7 protein-coding genes are annotated in these 16,628 nt (G+C 48.9%); 5 read left to right on the top strand and 2 right to left on the bottom strand.

Annotation, left to right across the window (positions count from 1 at the left end):
* Window positions 1-228 precede the first annotated feature (228 nt).
* The 5 genes from ACEW9O_RS03865 (at window position 229) to ACEW9O_RS03845 (ending at window position 15,514) form a co-directional block, all read left to right on the top strand.
* On the top strand, window positions 229-3,324 hold the full coding sequence (locus ACEW9O_RS03865) for a glycosyl hydrolase (protein ID WP_373548810.1): 3,096 nt from the start codon (window positions 229-231) through the stop codon (window positions 3,322-3,324).
* 242 nt (window positions 3,325-3,566) lie between these two features.
* Window positions 3,567-6,773, top strand: coding sequence for a SusC/RagA family TonB-linked outer membrane protein (locus ACEW9O_RS03860; protein ID WP_373548809.1), 3,207 nt, complete (start codon window positions 3,567-3,569; stop codon window positions 6,771-6,773).
* 68 nt (window positions 6,774-6,841) lie between these two features.
* On the top strand, window positions 6,842-8,404 hold the full coding sequence (locus tag ACEW9O_RS03855; RefSeq protein WP_373548808.1) for a RagB/SusD family nutrient uptake outer membrane protein: 1,563 nt from the start codon (window positions 6,842-6,844) through the stop codon (window positions 8,402-8,404).
* Between the two features lie 211 nt (window positions 8,405-8,615).
* The gene (locus ACEW9O_RS03850; RefSeq protein ID WP_373548807.1) at window positions 8,616-12,572 is read left to right on the top strand and encodes an ATP-binding protein; all 3,957 of its coding nucleotides are present in this window, start codon (window positions 8,616-8,618) and stop codon (window positions 12,570-12,572) included.
* Window positions 12,573-12,757: 185 nt separating this feature from the next.
* Window positions 12,758-15,514 (top strand): hypothetical protein, encoded by a 2,757-nt coding sequence (locus ACEW9O_RS03845; RefSeq protein WP_373548806.1) that lies wholly within the window; start codon window positions 12,758-12,760, stop codon window positions 15,512-15,514.
* A gap of 203 nt (window positions 15,515-15,717) precedes the next feature.
* Here ACEW9O_RS03845 and ACEW9O_RS03840 read toward each other — a convergent pair whose 3' ends face one another.
* Both ACEW9O_RS03840 and ACEW9O_RS03835 read right to left on the bottom strand, forming a co-directional pair.
* Entirely contained in the window at window positions 15,718-15,867 is a 150-nt protein-coding gene (locus tag ACEW9O_RS03840) for a hypothetical protein (protein ID WP_373548805.1), read from the bottom strand.
* Between the two features lie 416 nt (window positions 15,868-16,283).
* Window positions 16,284-16,520 carry a hypothetical protein gene (locus ACEW9O_RS03835; protein ID WP_373548804.1) on the bottom strand — a complete coding sequence of 79 codons (237 nt, stop codon included), beginning with the start codon at window positions 16,518-16,520 and terminating at the stop codon, window positions 16,284-16,286.
* Window positions 16,521-16,628: the final 108 nt, after the last annotated feature.

The following is a 16,628-nucleotide window of genomic DNA, read 5'->3' as shown; positions in this document are numbered from 1 at the left end:
TCCTATTAATCCTCATTTTTGGCTAAAACCCTGTCAACATCTAACTCTGTGTCCTCTGAGTCCTCTTTTTTTCCCTTTGTGCTAATAAAAATGTCGCTTTGGTAGTGTTTTCAGTAATCCGGGCTCACCCACGACTCCCATTTTTGCTGGAAAAAATCACCCTCCGAGAAACAACCCTCCTCATTTTTCCCTATTTTAATCCCCAGAAACAAACACAAGCCGAACCAAATGCAAAAATCCATTCTCTCCCTTGGCACGCTGCTCTTATTCAGCATCCTGAGCCTGGCCCAAACCAATAAGTCCCTCACTTTTGACCCCACCCTTTACGAAGGCCTCCGCTGGCGTGAACTCGGCCCCTTTCGTGGCGGCCGCTCCAGTACCGCCACGGGTGTACGCGGCAATCCCAATTTGTACTACTTCGGCACCGTCGGTGGGGGAGTCTGGCGCACCCAGGATGCGGGCCAAACCTGGGACAACATCAGCGACAAATACTTCGGAGGCTCAATTGGCGCAGTTGCCGTGGCGGAGAGTGACCCCAACGTCATTTACGTAGGTGAAGGTGAACAAACCCTGCGCAACAACGTCGCTTCTGGCGCCGGACTCTGGCGGTCCACCGACGCGGGCGCGACCTGGAAAAGCATTGGCCTCCAAGACTCCCGGCACATTGCCCGCATTCGGGTCCACCCCAAAAACGCCGATGTGCTGTACGTAGCCGCCCTGGGCAACCTCTGGAAACCCAACGAAATGCGCGGCGTATTCCGCAGCATGGATGGTGGCCTGAGCTGGAAAAAAATCCTCTACATCAACGATAAAGCGGGCGCAGCTGACCTCATCCTCGACCCCAACAACCCGCGCATCATCTACGCCAGCACCTGGAACATGACCCGCAATGGGTACCGCATGGACAGCGGAGGCCCGGATTCCAAACTCTGGAAAAGCACCGACGGCGGTGACAGCTGGGAAAACCTTTCCGACAAACCCGGCATGCCCAGCGGCGTCAACGGCATCATCGGGGTGACGGTTTCGCCCCAAAATTCCAATCGGGTTTGGGCCATCATCGAAAACAAGGAAGGTGGGGTGTACCGCTCCGAGGATGGCGGCAAAACCTGGGCCCGCATCAATCAGGATCGCGCCCTGCTCCAACGCGCCTGGTACTACTGCCGCATTACTGCCGACTCTCAAAATGAAGACATCGTGTACGTGCTGAACGTGAGTTACGGCATTTCCAAAGACGGAGGCCGCACTTTTACCCTCAAAAATGCCCCGCATGGTGACCACCACGACCTTTGGATTGACCCCGACAACAACCGCCGGATGATCATGGCCGACGACGGCGGCGCGCAAGTGTCCAACGATGGCGGCAACAACTGGACAACCTACCACAACCAACCTACCGCCCAATTTTACCGCGTATCGACCGACAATCATTTTCCCTATCGCATCTACGGAGCACAGCAAGACAATTCCAGTGTACGTATCCCTCACCGTACGAATAGTGGTGCCGTGACGGAAAAAGACTGGACAGCCCTGGCCATTGGGGAAAGCGCCCACTTGGCACCCGATCCGCTCAATAGTGAAGTGGTTTACGGCGGTGACTACAAAGGTTACATGACCATGCAAAACCTGGAAACGGGTCAAGAGCGCTCTACCAACGTCTATCCCGATCTGCCCGCAGGCTCGGGTGCGGAAGTGATGAAGTACAGGTTCAACTGGAACTATCCGGTCTTTTTTAGCCCGCACAATCCCAAAAAACTCTACGCTTGTTCCAACCACCTGCACATGAGTATGAATGGTGGCGAAAGTTGGGAAGTGATCAGTCCTGATCTGACCCGTGCCGAACCAGGAACGATCAAATCCTCCGGTGGCCCAATTACCCAGGACAATACCGGAGCGGAGTATTACGCCAATATTTTTGCGGCAGCAGAGTCGCCTTACACCGAGGGCGAAATCTGGACGGGTTCCGACGATGGCCTGGTGCAACTGAGCCAGGATGGCGGCAAAAACTGGAAAAACGTAACCCCGCCAATGTCACCCAAACTCAACATGGTCAACGCAGTGGAAGTTAGCCCTTTTGTGAAAGGTGAGGCTTACATTGCCGCCACTTCCTATAAGTTTGGCGACTATACGCCCTACATTTACCGGACTCTGGATTATGGCAAAACTTGGGCGGTTACGACCAAAGGAATCCCCAAAGATGAATTCGTCCGGGTTGTACGAGCTGACCAAAAACGCAAAGGACTACTGTATGCGGGCACCGAAAAAGGCGTGTGGGTCTCCTTTGATGATGGAGACAACTGGCAAAAGTTACAACTCAACCTGCCTCCTGTACCGATTGCCGATTTGGCGGTCAAAAACGACAACCTCATTGCTGCTACCCACGGGCGCAGCTTTTGGATCATCGACGACCTGACTCCTTTGCAGCAACTGAGGGCTGAAGTAGCCGCCAAAGAGGTGATTTTGTACCAACCCATGCCGACTTACCGCATGGCGGGTAGCAATCGCCGCGACCCTAAACTGGAAGGCGAAAACCATCCCAACGGGGTAATGATCCATTATTTCATCAAAAAACTGGAGCCTGGGGCGGAAGTAAAAATCGATATTCTGGAAAGTGACGGCGATACCATCCGTACATTCAGCAACAAGGCCAAGGACAAGTTAAACCTGATCACCCTCAAAGCCGGAGGCGGCCGTTTTGTGTGGGACATGCGTTATTCGGGCTACAAAACCTTTCCGGGCATGGTCTTTTATGGCTCGCCCAACCAAGGGCCGAAAGCCATACCCGGCAAATACCAGGTGCGCCTGACTGTAAACGGCCAAAGCCAAACTCAGGAATTTGAAATCCTCAAAGACCCACGTTTGAATACCAGCCCCGAAGATTTTCAAGCGCAATTTGAATTCCTGATGAAGGTGCGCAACAAGGTCACGGAAGCCAACGAAGGCATCATCAACCTGCGCAAAATCAAAGAAGACCTGGGGTACCTGAAAAACAAACTGGGCAGCGACGAAAAAAACAAGGACATGATGGACGCCATCAAGAAATTTGAGGATGAACTGAATACCATCGAAAATACCATCCACCAAACCAAAAACCAAAGTGTGCAGGATCCACTCAATTATGGCATCAAGTTGAACAACCGTTTGGCGCACTTGATGGTGGAACAGGCCCAGGGGGATTTCCGCCCGACCCAACAAGGGGAAGAAGTGCGAACCAAGTTGAGTAAAATGGTGGATGAGGAGTTGGGCAAACTGAAAAACACCATCGATGGCAATCTTTACAAAATCAACCAAATGGCGAAGGAAAAAGGGGTGATGTTTGTGAATTAATGTAAAATGTGAAGGGTGGGTGCATTTCGGGACAACGGTTGAAATATGCGTGTGTAAAATGTTTTATTCGACTACTGTCAATACTTTAGCCGTATCTCCAGGTTTGTAAATTTTTCTCACTCCTGAAATCAAAAATTTAATACAATCTTTACTACTGTATTTAAATTTTTTTTTTTAGTTTGGCTAAGTTTGTGAAATAAAATTCTTTCACCTCCCTAATTTCCCATTTCGGGTTTAACAAAATGAAGAAAAAATTACACTCAAGCGTAACCTGGCCTCATTTTGGCCGCTTACTGCTCTCCCAAATCGCTTTGGTGATTTGCTGTACTGGCATTTTGCATGCCGCACCCAACCGAGAACCACTCGAAAAAGTGGAAACTGAAGCAACTTTAGTCAAGGCCATTAATGGTACTGTTCTGGACGAGACCAATTCAGCACTACCTGGCGTGAGCATTTTAGTAAAAGGCACGACGAATGGTACCGTAACTGACGTAAACGGACAGTTCAATTTAGAAGTACCAGATGATGCAACATTGGTTTTCTCCTACACTGGTTATCTTTCACAAGAAATTGCGGTAGGTGCACAAACTACGATTACCATTACCCTAAAAACGGACGCAAAGCTATTAGAGGGCGTTGTGGTAATTGGTTACGGAACAGCGAAGAAATCGGATTTAACTGGTTCGGTTGGTTCCGTCAAGGTCGACCAACTGATGGAACGCCCCTCCGCATCACTTACCCAAGCATTGTCTGGAAGAATTGCCGGGGTGCAAGTAAACACCAACTCGGGCCGTCCGGGTGGTAGAACGACCATTCGTGTACGTGGATTTAGTTCCATCAACTCTTCGAACAACCCGCTTTATGTGGTAGATGGGGTGATGCTTCCCCAGGGTAACCAAAACCAGTTCAGCTCGGCCATTGACTACATCAACCCCAACGACATCGTGTCGGTAGAGGTACTGAAAGATGCATCTTCCACCGCCATTTATGGTGCCAGAGGTGCCAACGGGGTAATTTTGGTAACCACCAAAAAAGGAAAAGCCGGCGAAGGTTCGGTAACGTACAATGGCGATTTCAGTGTCAATACCATTGGACCAAACCGGCCAGAAGTATTGAACGCTAAACAATACATGGCCGTGGAAGATTTGGCTTGGGCGAACATGGCCAAATACGACCCCGCAGGCTGGGCAGCAGGCAAATGGGCGTACTTGAACCCCAAATTGCGCCGCACCGACCCACGGGTGTTCAATAGTGATGGTACGCCTAAATTCGATACGGATTGGTTTGAAGAAACATCTCAAAGTAGGCTTTCACAAAACCACCAATTGGGTTTTAGTGGTGGCAACGAGCGCACCCAGCATTCGATTTCGCTGGGTTACCGCGACGATCAGGGGCTTATGAAGACTTCTTACATGAAAAGATACTCTGGCCGGTTTACGATTGACGATCAGGTGAAAAGATGGTTGAGAGTAGGCGGTACCTTGAGCTACAACAACCAAACCGAGAATATTGTCGATCAAAATGATGCCATCGCTCGGCAGATTGTAGAAGACTTTCCGTTTTTGCCCGTGAAGTATGAAGACGGAACGTATGCCAACAACCGCGATTTCCCGTTTGCAGAAGGTACCTTCAGTTCTGTTCACCGTTTGATGGGGCGTAAGTACATCTTGAACACCCAGACAACCCTGGGAAGTTTGTATTCAAACATCACTATAGCCAAAGGTTTGGAGATGCGCACCGTGCTTGGTATCAATGTTCTGACGCAAGAAATCAACCAATCTCAAACCCGCACCCTCAACATCGGTGGCAATGGTAACGCCTCTACCAATAACAATAAGGAAAGTTTTTGGTCACTGGAAAACTACTTGACTTACAACAAGCAATTGGGCGACAAACATTCGCTGAATGGCTTATTGGGCGTCTCCTGGCAAGAAACCAACACCTTTGGTATCGGTGCCAGTGTGAACAACTTTGCCACTGACTATTTCGGATTCAACAACCTGGGAGCAGGCGCCACCAACCCTGCGGTTAGCTCTGGTGCATCGAGCTTTGCTTTTAATTCCTATTTTGGACGGATCAATTATACTTTGTCCAACAAATACTTATTCACGCTTACCGGCCGCTCAGATGGTTCTTCCAAGTTTGGAGAAAACCACAAATTTGCGTTTTTCCCATCGGGCGCCGTGGCTTGGCGGGTGTCTGAAGAAGGTTTTTTGAAAGGGAATAGGCTTATTTCAAATTTGAAACTTCGCGCAAGTTATGGTCTAACCGGAAACTCTGAAATCCCCGCTTATTCGTCATTGTCCTTGTTGAGCTCCAACTTCGCTACCATTTATAATGATGCACGTGTAGCCGGAACAGGTATTAATCGTTTGGCCAACCCCGATTTGCGTTGGGAAAAAACGGCGCAGACGGATGTAGGGATTGAATTCGCTTTGTTCAAAGGCCGGGTTTCGGTAGAAGCAGATTATTACTACCGCAAAACAACCGATATGCTTTTGGACGCACCCGTACCAACAACGAGTGGTTATGGTACCATTCGCAGAAACGTAGGCTCAATGTACAACAAAGGCGTTGAGATTGGCTTGAACACTCGAAACATTGACGCTGGTGGTTTTCAATGGAACACGTCTTTTAATATTTCGTTCAACCAGAATAAAGTACTTTCATTGGCCACACCCTCCGACATATTCAACGTAGGGGGACCTAACTTTACCAACCCTACCAACATCATCCGCATTGGGGAAGCAGTGGGTTCATTTTGGGGCCTTACCCGCTTGGGAATCTGGAGCGAATCTGAGCGTGAGGAAGCTGCTAAATTTACGAGCTATCGCAACGGTTTAACGGTTTTGCCAGGCGACATCAAGTATTTGGACGTCAATGGGGATAAGGCCATCACCGATGCTGACCGCAGCATCATCGGAAATGGTAGCCCAAAAGGCTGGGGCGCACTGACCAATACTTTCCGTTACAACAACTTTGACTTGACCTTAGAACTACAGTTTTCTTATGGAAACAAGGTGATGATGATGAACTTACACGCCAGCGAAGACCGCCAAGCCCTGGCCAACAGCTACACTTCGGTATTAGATGCTTGGACGCCACAGAACCAAAATACGATGATTGCTGAAATTCGCGATACTCGCGCGGGTTATGTGACCAACGTAGATTCGTGGTGGATCAAGGATGGTTCTTTCCTCCGTGGTCGGAATTTATTGTTTGGGTATACTTTCCCAGGACAAGTCCTCAATAAGCTCAAAATGGGCCGTCTGCGGGTATATGCCTCAGCTCAAAATTTCTTCTTGGCCGTAAAAGACAAGATTGTTGGCGACCCCGAAGTTACCCCTACCAATCAAGGAAACAACAACAGTGCGTTTTCTCAGGGGATGATTTGGCACAACTATCCCAAGCCTACCACTTACATGATTGGTTTGCAAATTGGCCTTTAGACTGTCTGGAAGTACAATTCCAAACACACTCTAAATCTAGTTCTTCATTAAACACAACATCATTTGTCATGAAATTGAATATCATCAAATATATCGGCAAAGCTACGCTCGTTGGGGCGATTTTGCTGGGGACCTCGGGTTGTTCCGATTTTTTGACGGAAGAGGCGCCTTCCAACCTTACACCTGATAGTTTTTATACCATTCCTGACCATGCTGAAGCTGCGATTGCTGCTGTGTATGCAGACTTGCGCTTTATGGGCGGTGGTGCTGGTATTTTTTCGAGCAACTGGCAATTGTTAGAAGCCCTCACGGGTACATCAACTACCGAAACAGCGCAAAACTCTGATTTGAATAACCTGTATGGACTGGTACACGACGGCAATACCGCCCACGTGGTCAATTATTGGAACGGACTGTACCGAGTGATCGCGCAGGCCAACCAAGTAATTGAAAAAGTGCCGCCGATTACGCCCATGCCAGAAGCCCAAAAGAAAAAAATCTTGGGTGAAGCACGCTTCTTGCGTGCTTCGGCTTACTTTACAGCGGTTAGATTGTGGGGCGATATTCCGCTCATCACTGCGCCACAGACGGCAGCTTCTGAAGATTTTTTACCTGTACGTACGCCACAAGAAGAAGTGTACAAACTGATTGTAGATGATTTAATTGCTGCCGAGGCAGCGGGTTTGGACTGGATGGATGTACGTGGTCGTGTAAATTCGGCCGCGGTAAAAGCGCAGTTGGCGCGGGTCTATTTGACCATGGCCGGATTCCCGTTGAAAAAGGGAGCTTCGCATTACAAGCTAGCGGCGGATAAGGCAGCCGAGGTGATCACCTATGCCAATGCCAACCCTGGTTCAATTAATCTTTTTACGAGCTACGAAGATGTGCATAAAGAAAGTACTGAAAACCGCGTTGAGCATCTCTTTATGCTGCAATACAACACTTTAGTGGCTGGGAATCCGATGGAGAACATGTATCCGAACTTTAAACCTGTAACCTTCAACGGCCCTGGTGGTACAGGAAGTACGGTACCTACCCCCGCTTTTTACAAATCGTATGAGGACGGTGATTTACGGGCAAAAGACCAGGAAGGGTATTTCTACACTACTTATTTTACCAATGGTAATGGCGCACGGTTTGAATTGGGCGCTCCTTATATCTTCAAACACTTCAATCGTACTTCGAGCGGCACTTCTGGAGTGGCGGGTACCCGCCAAAACAACCTGAACGTGCCGCAGATCCGTTATGCTGAAGTGCTATTGATGTTTGCAGAAGCGCAGAACGAATTGGGTGCACCTACCCAAGCGGCTTACGATGCCTTCAAACGCATCAGAGACCGGGCCAAACTCACTACGCCAGGTATAGAAACTTACAATCAAAACTCATTCCGCGAGGCCGTTTGGAAAGAGCGCTGGCATGAGTTGTGCTACGAACAAATCACCTGGTTTGACATGGTGCGTTTGCGCAAAGCTTTCAACGAAAACACCAAAAGGTTTGATGAATTTGTTGGGCATGTTAATTTGAGTTCCAATCAACCTTTGCAAGAGAAGCATTTGTTGCTGCCTATTCCAAAGCAGGAATTGCTCAATAACCCCAATTTGAAAACTCAGAATCCGGGGTATCCGCAATAGTAGATAGTTTGTTTTTTTGTGGAAAAAGCCTGTGAGATTTTATGTCTCACAGGTTTTTTTATGCAACATTTTGAGCTCTAAGGCTATGGAAAAAAAGAAACCAATGTCCACAATAATAGTGAATCCGATATGAGTACGTATTGTGAGTTTATTAAAAAAAGGTTGTAATTAAAAAAAATACTACATTTGGAATTGACCATCCATTTTCAGCTTGAACAAACGGCTTATCTACCTCATCATCCTGCTGGCAATTCCAGGACTGTCCATTGGTCAGGAGCTTAGGTTCCAGCAATTCACAATGGAAGACGGTCTGTCCAATGCTGGGACTTATTGGCTCAAAAGCATCATCCAGGACAGCGAAGGGTTCATGTGGTTCACTACCTTCAACGGGCTGAACCGCTTCGACGGGAAAAATTTCAAAAAATATCAATACAGCCAAAACAACCCAAAAGGTTTGGGCAACAACCTGACTACTGCCATCTGCGAAGCAGCAGACGGCCGGATTTGGGTCGGAACAAGTTCGGGCGTTTACATTTTCGACCCGGGCACCGAGACGTTTGAACAGCTCAGACATGACCCCGCCAACCCACGGAGCCTTTGCGGCAACGACATCAATTTCATCAACAAAGACCAGGACGGGGATATGTGGATCGGCACCGCGGTGGATGGGGTGTGCCGGTGGTCGAAAGCGACTGGCGATTTTGACAACTTCGGAGCTTATTTCAGGGATGGGTTGGTTTTTTTTCAACAAAAAAACGGGACTTCCTGGGTGGGGAATTCTGATGGCCTGCACCAAAAAAATCCCGAAAAGGACGAGTTCCGCCGGGTCGAATTGCCGCCTGAATTTCTGAAAAAGAACATCCGCTATGGTTCTGACATTGTTGAATTGCCGGATGGCAGCCTGATGGTCAGTTCGGGCACCCAAGGGCTTTGGACCTATCATCCTAAGTCAAAGGAATTCAAAGATATATCCACTTCTTTCCGGTCGAAATTTTTAAAAGCACCAGCTTGCCTACTGGCTGACAGGTCTGGGATAATCTGGATGGGCGACATCGGCGCAATACATCGTTACGACCCTGTCACTGGCCAGTTCAGGATATTGCGGCACGAGGACGAAGACCCCGCCAGTGTGCCGATGTTCAAGGTTGCTGCCACTTATCAGGATGCGGCGGGGAGCTTGTGGTTTGCCACGTCCGGAGGCGGTGTCATCGTTTCGCATTCGCCGCAGCATCCGTTTGAAATCGTGGGAAACATTGACAACGCTCAAATCCTTCGGCTGGATGAAAACCAGCTATTGATCAATGGTTGGGATAATTTGGGACAATTCGATGTGCGGCAGAATAAGTTAGTGGCCTCGGAAATCCCCGTCAGTTTGCTCAATGCTCCCACCCTTAGCATCGCCCTGTCGGGCAAAAATGAACTGTGGGTACAGCAGCCAGATGTCTTCCATGTGAAAGTTTTCAGTTTTGAAACCGGGAAGATTCAGCTCGTGCCGGGCAGGGTTCCCTGGCTAAAGACCAGCCCGGACGGCAGGATATGGTCGGGCTTCAAATATTTTGACGATGCGCAAAATGAATGGGTGAATATTTACCCAAAAATCCCCGGCCTTCCCGATTCCTCCAAAGTTGGCGCCGCCATTGTGGACATTCATTTTGGGGAAGCCGGCGTCGTCTGGTTGGCCACCAACTTTGGTGTTTTTCGATACAATTTGGGAACACGGCAAAGCAGAAAATACGAAATGCACCCGGGCGACGGCCATTCGGTCAATGTTGTCCACAAGATTTACCCCGGCGAAGCGGGCCGGTTTTATCTCTCCACCTCCAATGGCATGAGCATGTACGACCCGGCTGCCGATGCTTTCGTGAGTTACAACGAAAGCAACGGACTGCTGCACAACCAGACGACCGGAGTGGTGGAAGATGGACATGGCAATCCCTGGATATGTACACCGAAAGGTTTGCACAGGCTCGACAGGGCAACCAGAACTTTTACCAATTACAACATCAACGACGGCCTGCCGATCATCCATTTTAATTATCAGTGGGCTTACCGGGACGATACCGGACATTTGTATTTTTCCATGGCTGGGAAATTGGTTCGCTTCCATCCAGATAGCCTGAAACCCAAAGCATACGTAGCGCCCGTGCAGCTGCTCGATTTTTACCTGAACCATAAAAAAGTGCAGCCCGGCGGTCAGGATGCTTTGTTGAAAAAACAACTTCGTTTCAGCCAGAAAATCCAATTGCGCCACAACCAGGCGGATTTTGGTTTCAGTTTCGTCATGCCGGTCTTTTACAAAGCCGGAGAACTGCAATATTTCTATCAATTAGCGCCTTACGATGCAGACTTGAAAAGCGCCGGGACGAGCAATGAGATTCATTACACGAACATGGACCCCGGTAAATACACCTTCCGGGTAAAAGCCAAAACGGCGGATGGGTTCTGGAGCCCGAACGAGGCAAATATTACTATTCATATCTTTCCTCCTTTCTACTGCACCTGGTGGGCTTATTTGTTCTACCTGATTGCTGCCGGAGGTTTGCTTTTCGGTATTCGCCGCTTTGAGATGCGTCGCCAATCCATAAAAGCTGAGGCATTGCGCTTGCAGGAACTCGACACCCTCAAAACCCGCCTCTACACCAACATCACCCACGAGTTTCGCACCCCGCTCACCGTCATCATGGGCTTGATAGAAAATATCAAGGGTCATGAAAACGAGCGGAAACTTATCCGGCGCAACAGCAAAAACCTGCTCCGCCTCATCAGCCAAATGCTCAACCTCTCCAAACTCGATTCCGGCGCCATGAAAATGGATCTAGTGCAACGCGACATCATCAATTACCTGCAATACCTGACGGAATCGTTTCACTCGATGGCGCACGAGAAAAAAATACAACTGACTTTTTACGCCGAAACCCCGGAATTGGTCATGGACTTTGACGAGGTGAAAATTCAGCATGTCGTTTATAACCTGCTGTCCAATGCGCTCAAATTCACGAAAGAGGGCGGCAAAGTCGTGCTGCACGTCAACCAAACCGAGCATAACGGACAGCTATTGTTGAAGCTGAAAATACAAGACACGGGCACAGGTATTCCCGAAGAGCAGTTGGCGCATATTTTCGACCGCTTTTACCAGGCAGACAATTCGAGTACCCGCACGGGCGAAGGCACGGGCATCGGCCTGGCGCTCACCAAAGAATTGGTCGAGCTGATGGGCGGCAGTATTTCCGTTAAAAGTGCGTTTGAAAAAGGAACCACGTTTACCCTGCTGTTGCCCGTCAGGTTGGAAGCCAGCGCCGCCTTGTCGCTGTCTGAGGTTCTGACTTTCCGTTCCATTGCACCGGAATTGGTACCCGATATGCCCGATGTTAGCACCCCGCGGGCAAACGAAGGAACAACATCCCTGGCGGGTGAAAAGCCTGTCCTGCTGCTCATCGAAGACAATGCCGACGTGACCGCCTACATCGTCGGCCTGCTGGAAAAGGATTATGAAGTCCACACCGCACCCAATGGGTTGGTGGGCATCGAAACGGCTTTCGACACCATCCCCGACATCATCATCAGCGATGTGATGATGCCGGAAAAGGACGGCTATGAAGTTTGCGAAATCCTCAAAAACGATCAACGCACCAGTCATATCCCCATCATTTTGTTGACGGCGAAAGCAGAGATGTCGGACCGCATTACCGGCCTGCGCAAAGGGGCGGATGCCTATTTGATGAAGCCTTTCAACAAGGAGGAATTGTATATTCGGCTGGAAAAACTGCTGGAGCTGCGGCGGGCATTGCAAAAGCGGTATGCAGCCACAAGTGAGGGTGTGACTGCAAGCACATCGGAAGCCGAACCCACCCTCGAAGATATCTTCCTGCAAAAACTCCAAAAAATAGTCCTTGAAAACCTCGATGACGCCGAACTCGGCGCCGTGCAACTCAGCCGTGCCGTCCACCTCAGCCCATCACAACTCTACCGAAAACTGAACGCCCTCACCGGCGAACCGCCCAACGCTTTCATCCGAAAAATCCGCCTCCACCGGGCGATGGAAATGCTGAAAACCACCCACCTGAACATCTCCGAAATTGCCTTCGCCGTCGGTTTCAACGACCCGAACTATTTTTCGCGGGCTTACCACAAGGAATTTGGAAAAGCGCCGATCGAATATCGCAAATAACTAATATTCTGTTGGTTACGATTGAATTTTGGGCAGTTTGCAAAAGCTGTCCTGTCATTTTTTTGCCTAATGCGAATCCTGTCCAGTTTTTTGCGAAACGTGTGCGGGTGGTGTGGCGGGGCTTCTTGCATCTTTGTAGGGTTCCTGAAAATTCTTTTCGGGGAGTTGAATTAAAACATTTCGTCATGGTTCACTTTAGTAGCATTTACCAAAAAACGGCAAGCAAAAACGATCGATTTCTGCCTGATTTACCCCGCCGTTTACGGTTAGCTGGAGAAAGGCGCTTCTTTCTCAAAACCGTTTACTTATTATGTGCAATTCTCTTCAGCTTCTCCCTATCTGCCCAGTCTTGGGGGGCACCTAAAAAGGATCGCTGTATCGGTAGCGGTAGAGCCACCTACTCTGCCCGATTGGCAAATGATGCGGGCAAGGGCTGGGAAAATGCAGCCAAAACCACCTCCATTGTCATCAACGGTGTTAACCAGGGAACGCCAAAACGCACCAGCAACCAGGGTTTGGGGGGCATGTGGGGTGAATGGGACATCGACGACAAATCCTGCCTGCCAATTTGGGGCGCTCCCAAAAAGGATCGTTGTATCGGCAATGGCATTGCCACGTACTCTGCCCGATTGGCTTCAGATGCTGGGCTGGGTTGGGACATCGCCGCTAAATCGACTACCATTGTGATCAATGGCGTCAATCAAGGCCGGCCAAAACGCACCAGCAACCAGGGCGTCGGCGGAATGTGGGGCGAATGGGACATCAAAGACGACTCTTGCCTCCCAAAGTGGGGAACGCCCAAAAAAGACAATTGCATCAGTCCCGGCATTGTTCAATACTCCGCCCGCCTTTCTACCGACGGTGGAATGGGCTGGGAAGCTGCTGCCAAAAGCACTTCCATCGTGATCAATGGCGTCAATCAAGGCCCACCAAAACGCACCAGTAATCAGGGCGCTGGAGGGATGTGGGGCGAATGGGATCTTAAGGATAACACCTGCTTACCGAAGTGGAACACCCCTAAAAATGATGGATGCAAAGGAGTGGGTATCGTTCAGTACTCCGCCCGCCTGGCTTCTGACGGTGGAATGGGCTGGGAAGCTGCTGCCAAAAGTACTTCCATCGTGATCAATGGCGTCAATCAAGGCCCACCAAAACGCACCAGTAACCAGGGCGTCGGTGGCATGTGGGGCGAATGGGATGTTAAAGATCCCAACTGTGTATCTCGAGTTAGCATTAAATCCGGCGTGTACTACAAGCTGCAGTTCCGAACCTCAGCCAATCAGAACTTATGTATCTGGGGGAATGGCGAAGCGGGTGGAGGTAAAAAAGACACCTATGATGAAGGGTACGACAAATGGCTCTTCATACCCACCGGCAAGCCCGACGAATACTGGATCTTCAATAAGGCCGCCAGGAACGGTTTCGGACAGGCTTTGGCCTTACCAGAATCGAAGAAGAACTTCGGGCAATGGGATTTTAAAGACGACGACAAGCGCCAGCGGTTCCGATTGGTTTCGGAAGGAGATTTCGTCAAGCTATACAATGTGTCTAACAACGAAGTGCTGTCTACCCGCTGGGATATGCCGGCTTTTACTTGGGGCGACACCCCAGGTGACCAACAGCAACAACTGCGATTGGTGGAAGCGGAACCTATTTCGCGAGATGACGCCCTGTTGTCATATTTGTTCTGGAATTTCAAAAATGAAACCATCCGGGATTATATAATTAACAAATGCAAGCTCCTGCCAGGTCCACAGGCCCTTGCCATAAAGGAACTAGTATTCATCAATGGAAGCAGCAAGAAGATTACCCCGGCCATCCACAAATACGGCTGCGCAGGAGCCCCCTGGAGAAATGGACTGGCGCAGTGCTGGTCTAGAGACCTGCAACCCGGAGCAAAGGACAGTATGTTGGTGGATGGTTATCTGCAAAACTCAAAGGCCATCTGGTCGCTTATCACCACGGCCACGGTAGCGTTTGTTTCGGTGGTGGCAACTGTAGCAACGGGAGGAGCAACGGCAGGAGTAGCGGCCACCGCTACAGCCGCTGTAGCAGGAACCGCGAGCACCCTGGCCAATGTCGCCAAAGTGACGGCTACGGTAGCTGATATGGCCTTGTTCGGATTTGATCTGGCCAGCACGGCCATAGAAGTAAAGGACGATATCCAGGGTATTACGGATCGTAAGGAAGCCGTTTTGGACGAGGCCGGGCAGATCCTGTTGAGCTTTGGAGTTGAGGATACGCTGACTCAGAAACTTATTCAGGCCGAATTGGGCAAGTACTCCTTTGCCGTCAAGGGATCGCCATTTGAAAATCTTATGAGCGAATGGTACCTGGAGGAAACGGTTTCACAGATGAAATTGGACAAGATGTTCTACAGCGGAGGAAAGGCTGTGTTCGTATTTACCGATTTTGAGCCGGAAGGACTTTGGAGTGAAGAATACCAGAAGAACCTAGTTGAAATCAAGAAAACCGGGAACTCCTTGCAGCTCAGGGAAATTCAAACTCCAGGGGGCAGTCCCGTCAAGGGGCCGTATGCATTTTCTTCGGATTCCACCATCCCGAACCAATTTAACCTGTCAGGTGACGTCTATAAGTTCCTAAGTGATGACTCCTTTGAACTAAAGCCCAAGGGCAGTAATCGGGTCAAGACATTCAATCGGGTTCACGATTTTGCCGGCACCTGGCAAAGAAACGATTCAAAAGGATTCCTGCGAATCACCCATACGGTCAATGGATTAAAATCGGAAACGATTTCGAGCAAAGAAGGCCAAGTGATTGGTGAAGCCCGAATGTATACACGAGATTCACGAAACCCCAACACCTACAGGAATTCCGAAGACGGAGAGTACCTTACATTCTCGACCAAGGATGAACTCCTGATAGAACCCCTGGGAGGTAAAAACAAATCCAGTTATCATCGGGTACCTGAGGGCAAATAATTCCCGAAGGTGCTACCGATGTACAGCTGAAAGTGGACGGTTACGGGGTCACCGACCCACTGGGTTTTGTTAAAAACTTTAGTGGCTCCAAGATCAACGCCTGCTACAAAATATGGGGAACCATTTTTGACACCCGGATCGGAGAAATAGATTGTTCATACTAAACATTCGGATGGGAAAGGGAAGATTAGAGTGAGTCAAAATTAATCACAGGCGCACCATTTTTCTTCCCTTTCCTCATTGGCAAAGCTGCAAGAGGACATTAAAGTAGCAGATGATTTGGTCATCAAAGCCGGGAAAACCACCTCCACCGATGCCACTGGCAAAGTAACCACTGGTAAGTATGTTTCCATTTTTGAAAAGCGGAATGGCAAATACCCTTGCATCAGGGATATTTACAATAATGATGCACCAACTTTAGAAAAACAGACCCCAGTTAGACTTTGAGGCCATTGGGCATTACCGTCCTTATGGGTTATAAAAACGGAGGCCCAATGGTTTATTTTTTATTGCTTAAAATCACCGTGTCATGTAATCAAAAAACAAGTACTGACGCTGCTTTCTCCGGCTTAGGCTTGGAAGATTTCCAAACAAACAACAGCCATGACCAACTATTATAAAAGAATTACCCTATTCCTGACCGCAGTTTTCCTGATCGTAATTACAGACACCGTAAAAATTCGATACTACTGAGTCAGTCGGAAAAAAAGCGAGTTTTCCTTTTTTTCTTTTCTGAAAAAATCAATCAAAATAGAGGTGTCCAAACAAATCATCCCATTCTCCACTGCGCAAACATTTTTCGGTTTTCAAGGAACGAATCATATTGTTCATCGCTCATTACAGGCGCAGAAAGCAGGAATGCTTGAAAAGAAGCTACGTTTTCACTTGTCTTCTCCTCTTCCAAAATACTTTGTGCATCAACAAGCAGCTTCGCTATTTGATTGACGGGAAGTTGCCGAACCAAGTTGAGAATTTGCGGATAGTTCAAATCCAATTTTAATTCCATGTGGAAAATGATTTACTATGGCGGCAAGATACAGAAAGTAGGCTGTTTAGTCAAGCATTAATTGCTGGCATCCATCCAACTGGAATTTTCACTTTGTAATGCACAGTA

The organism is Haliscomenobacter sp., assembly GCF_041740695.1.
Taxonomy (GTDB): Bacteria; Bacteroidota; Bacteroidia; order Chitinophagales; family Saprospiraceae; genus Haliscomenobacter.
This window is presented reverse-complemented; position numbering and strand designations above follow the sequence as displayed.

What these genes read in the sequence shown, in the direction of transcription:
- ACEW9O_RS03865 (WP_373548810.1), top strand. Translation starts at nt 229, where the DNA reads ATGCAAAAATCCATTCTCTCCCTTGGCACGCTGCTCTTATTCAGCATC.
- ACEW9O_RS03860 (WP_373548809.1), top strand. Translation starts at nt 3,567, where the DNA reads ATGAAGAAAAAATTACACTCAAGCGTAACCTGGCCTCATTTTGGCCGC.
- ACEW9O_RS03855 (WP_373548808.1), top strand. Translation starts at nt 6,842, where the DNA reads ATGAAATTGAATATCATCAAATATATCGGCAAAGCTACGCTCGTTGGG.
- ACEW9O_RS03845 (WP_373548806.1), top strand. Translation starts at nt 12,758, where the DNA reads ATGGTTCACTTTAGTAGCATTTACCAAAAAACGGCAAGCAAAAACGAT.
- ACEW9O_RS03840 (WP_373548805.1), bottom strand. Translation starts at nt 15,867, where the DNA reads ATGGAAACATACTTACCAGTGGTTACTTTGCCAGTGGCATCGGTGGAG.
- ACEW9O_RS03835 (WP_373548804.1), bottom strand. Translation starts at nt 16,520, where the DNA reads ATGGAATTAAAATTGGATTTGAACTATCCGCAAATTCTCAACTTGGTT.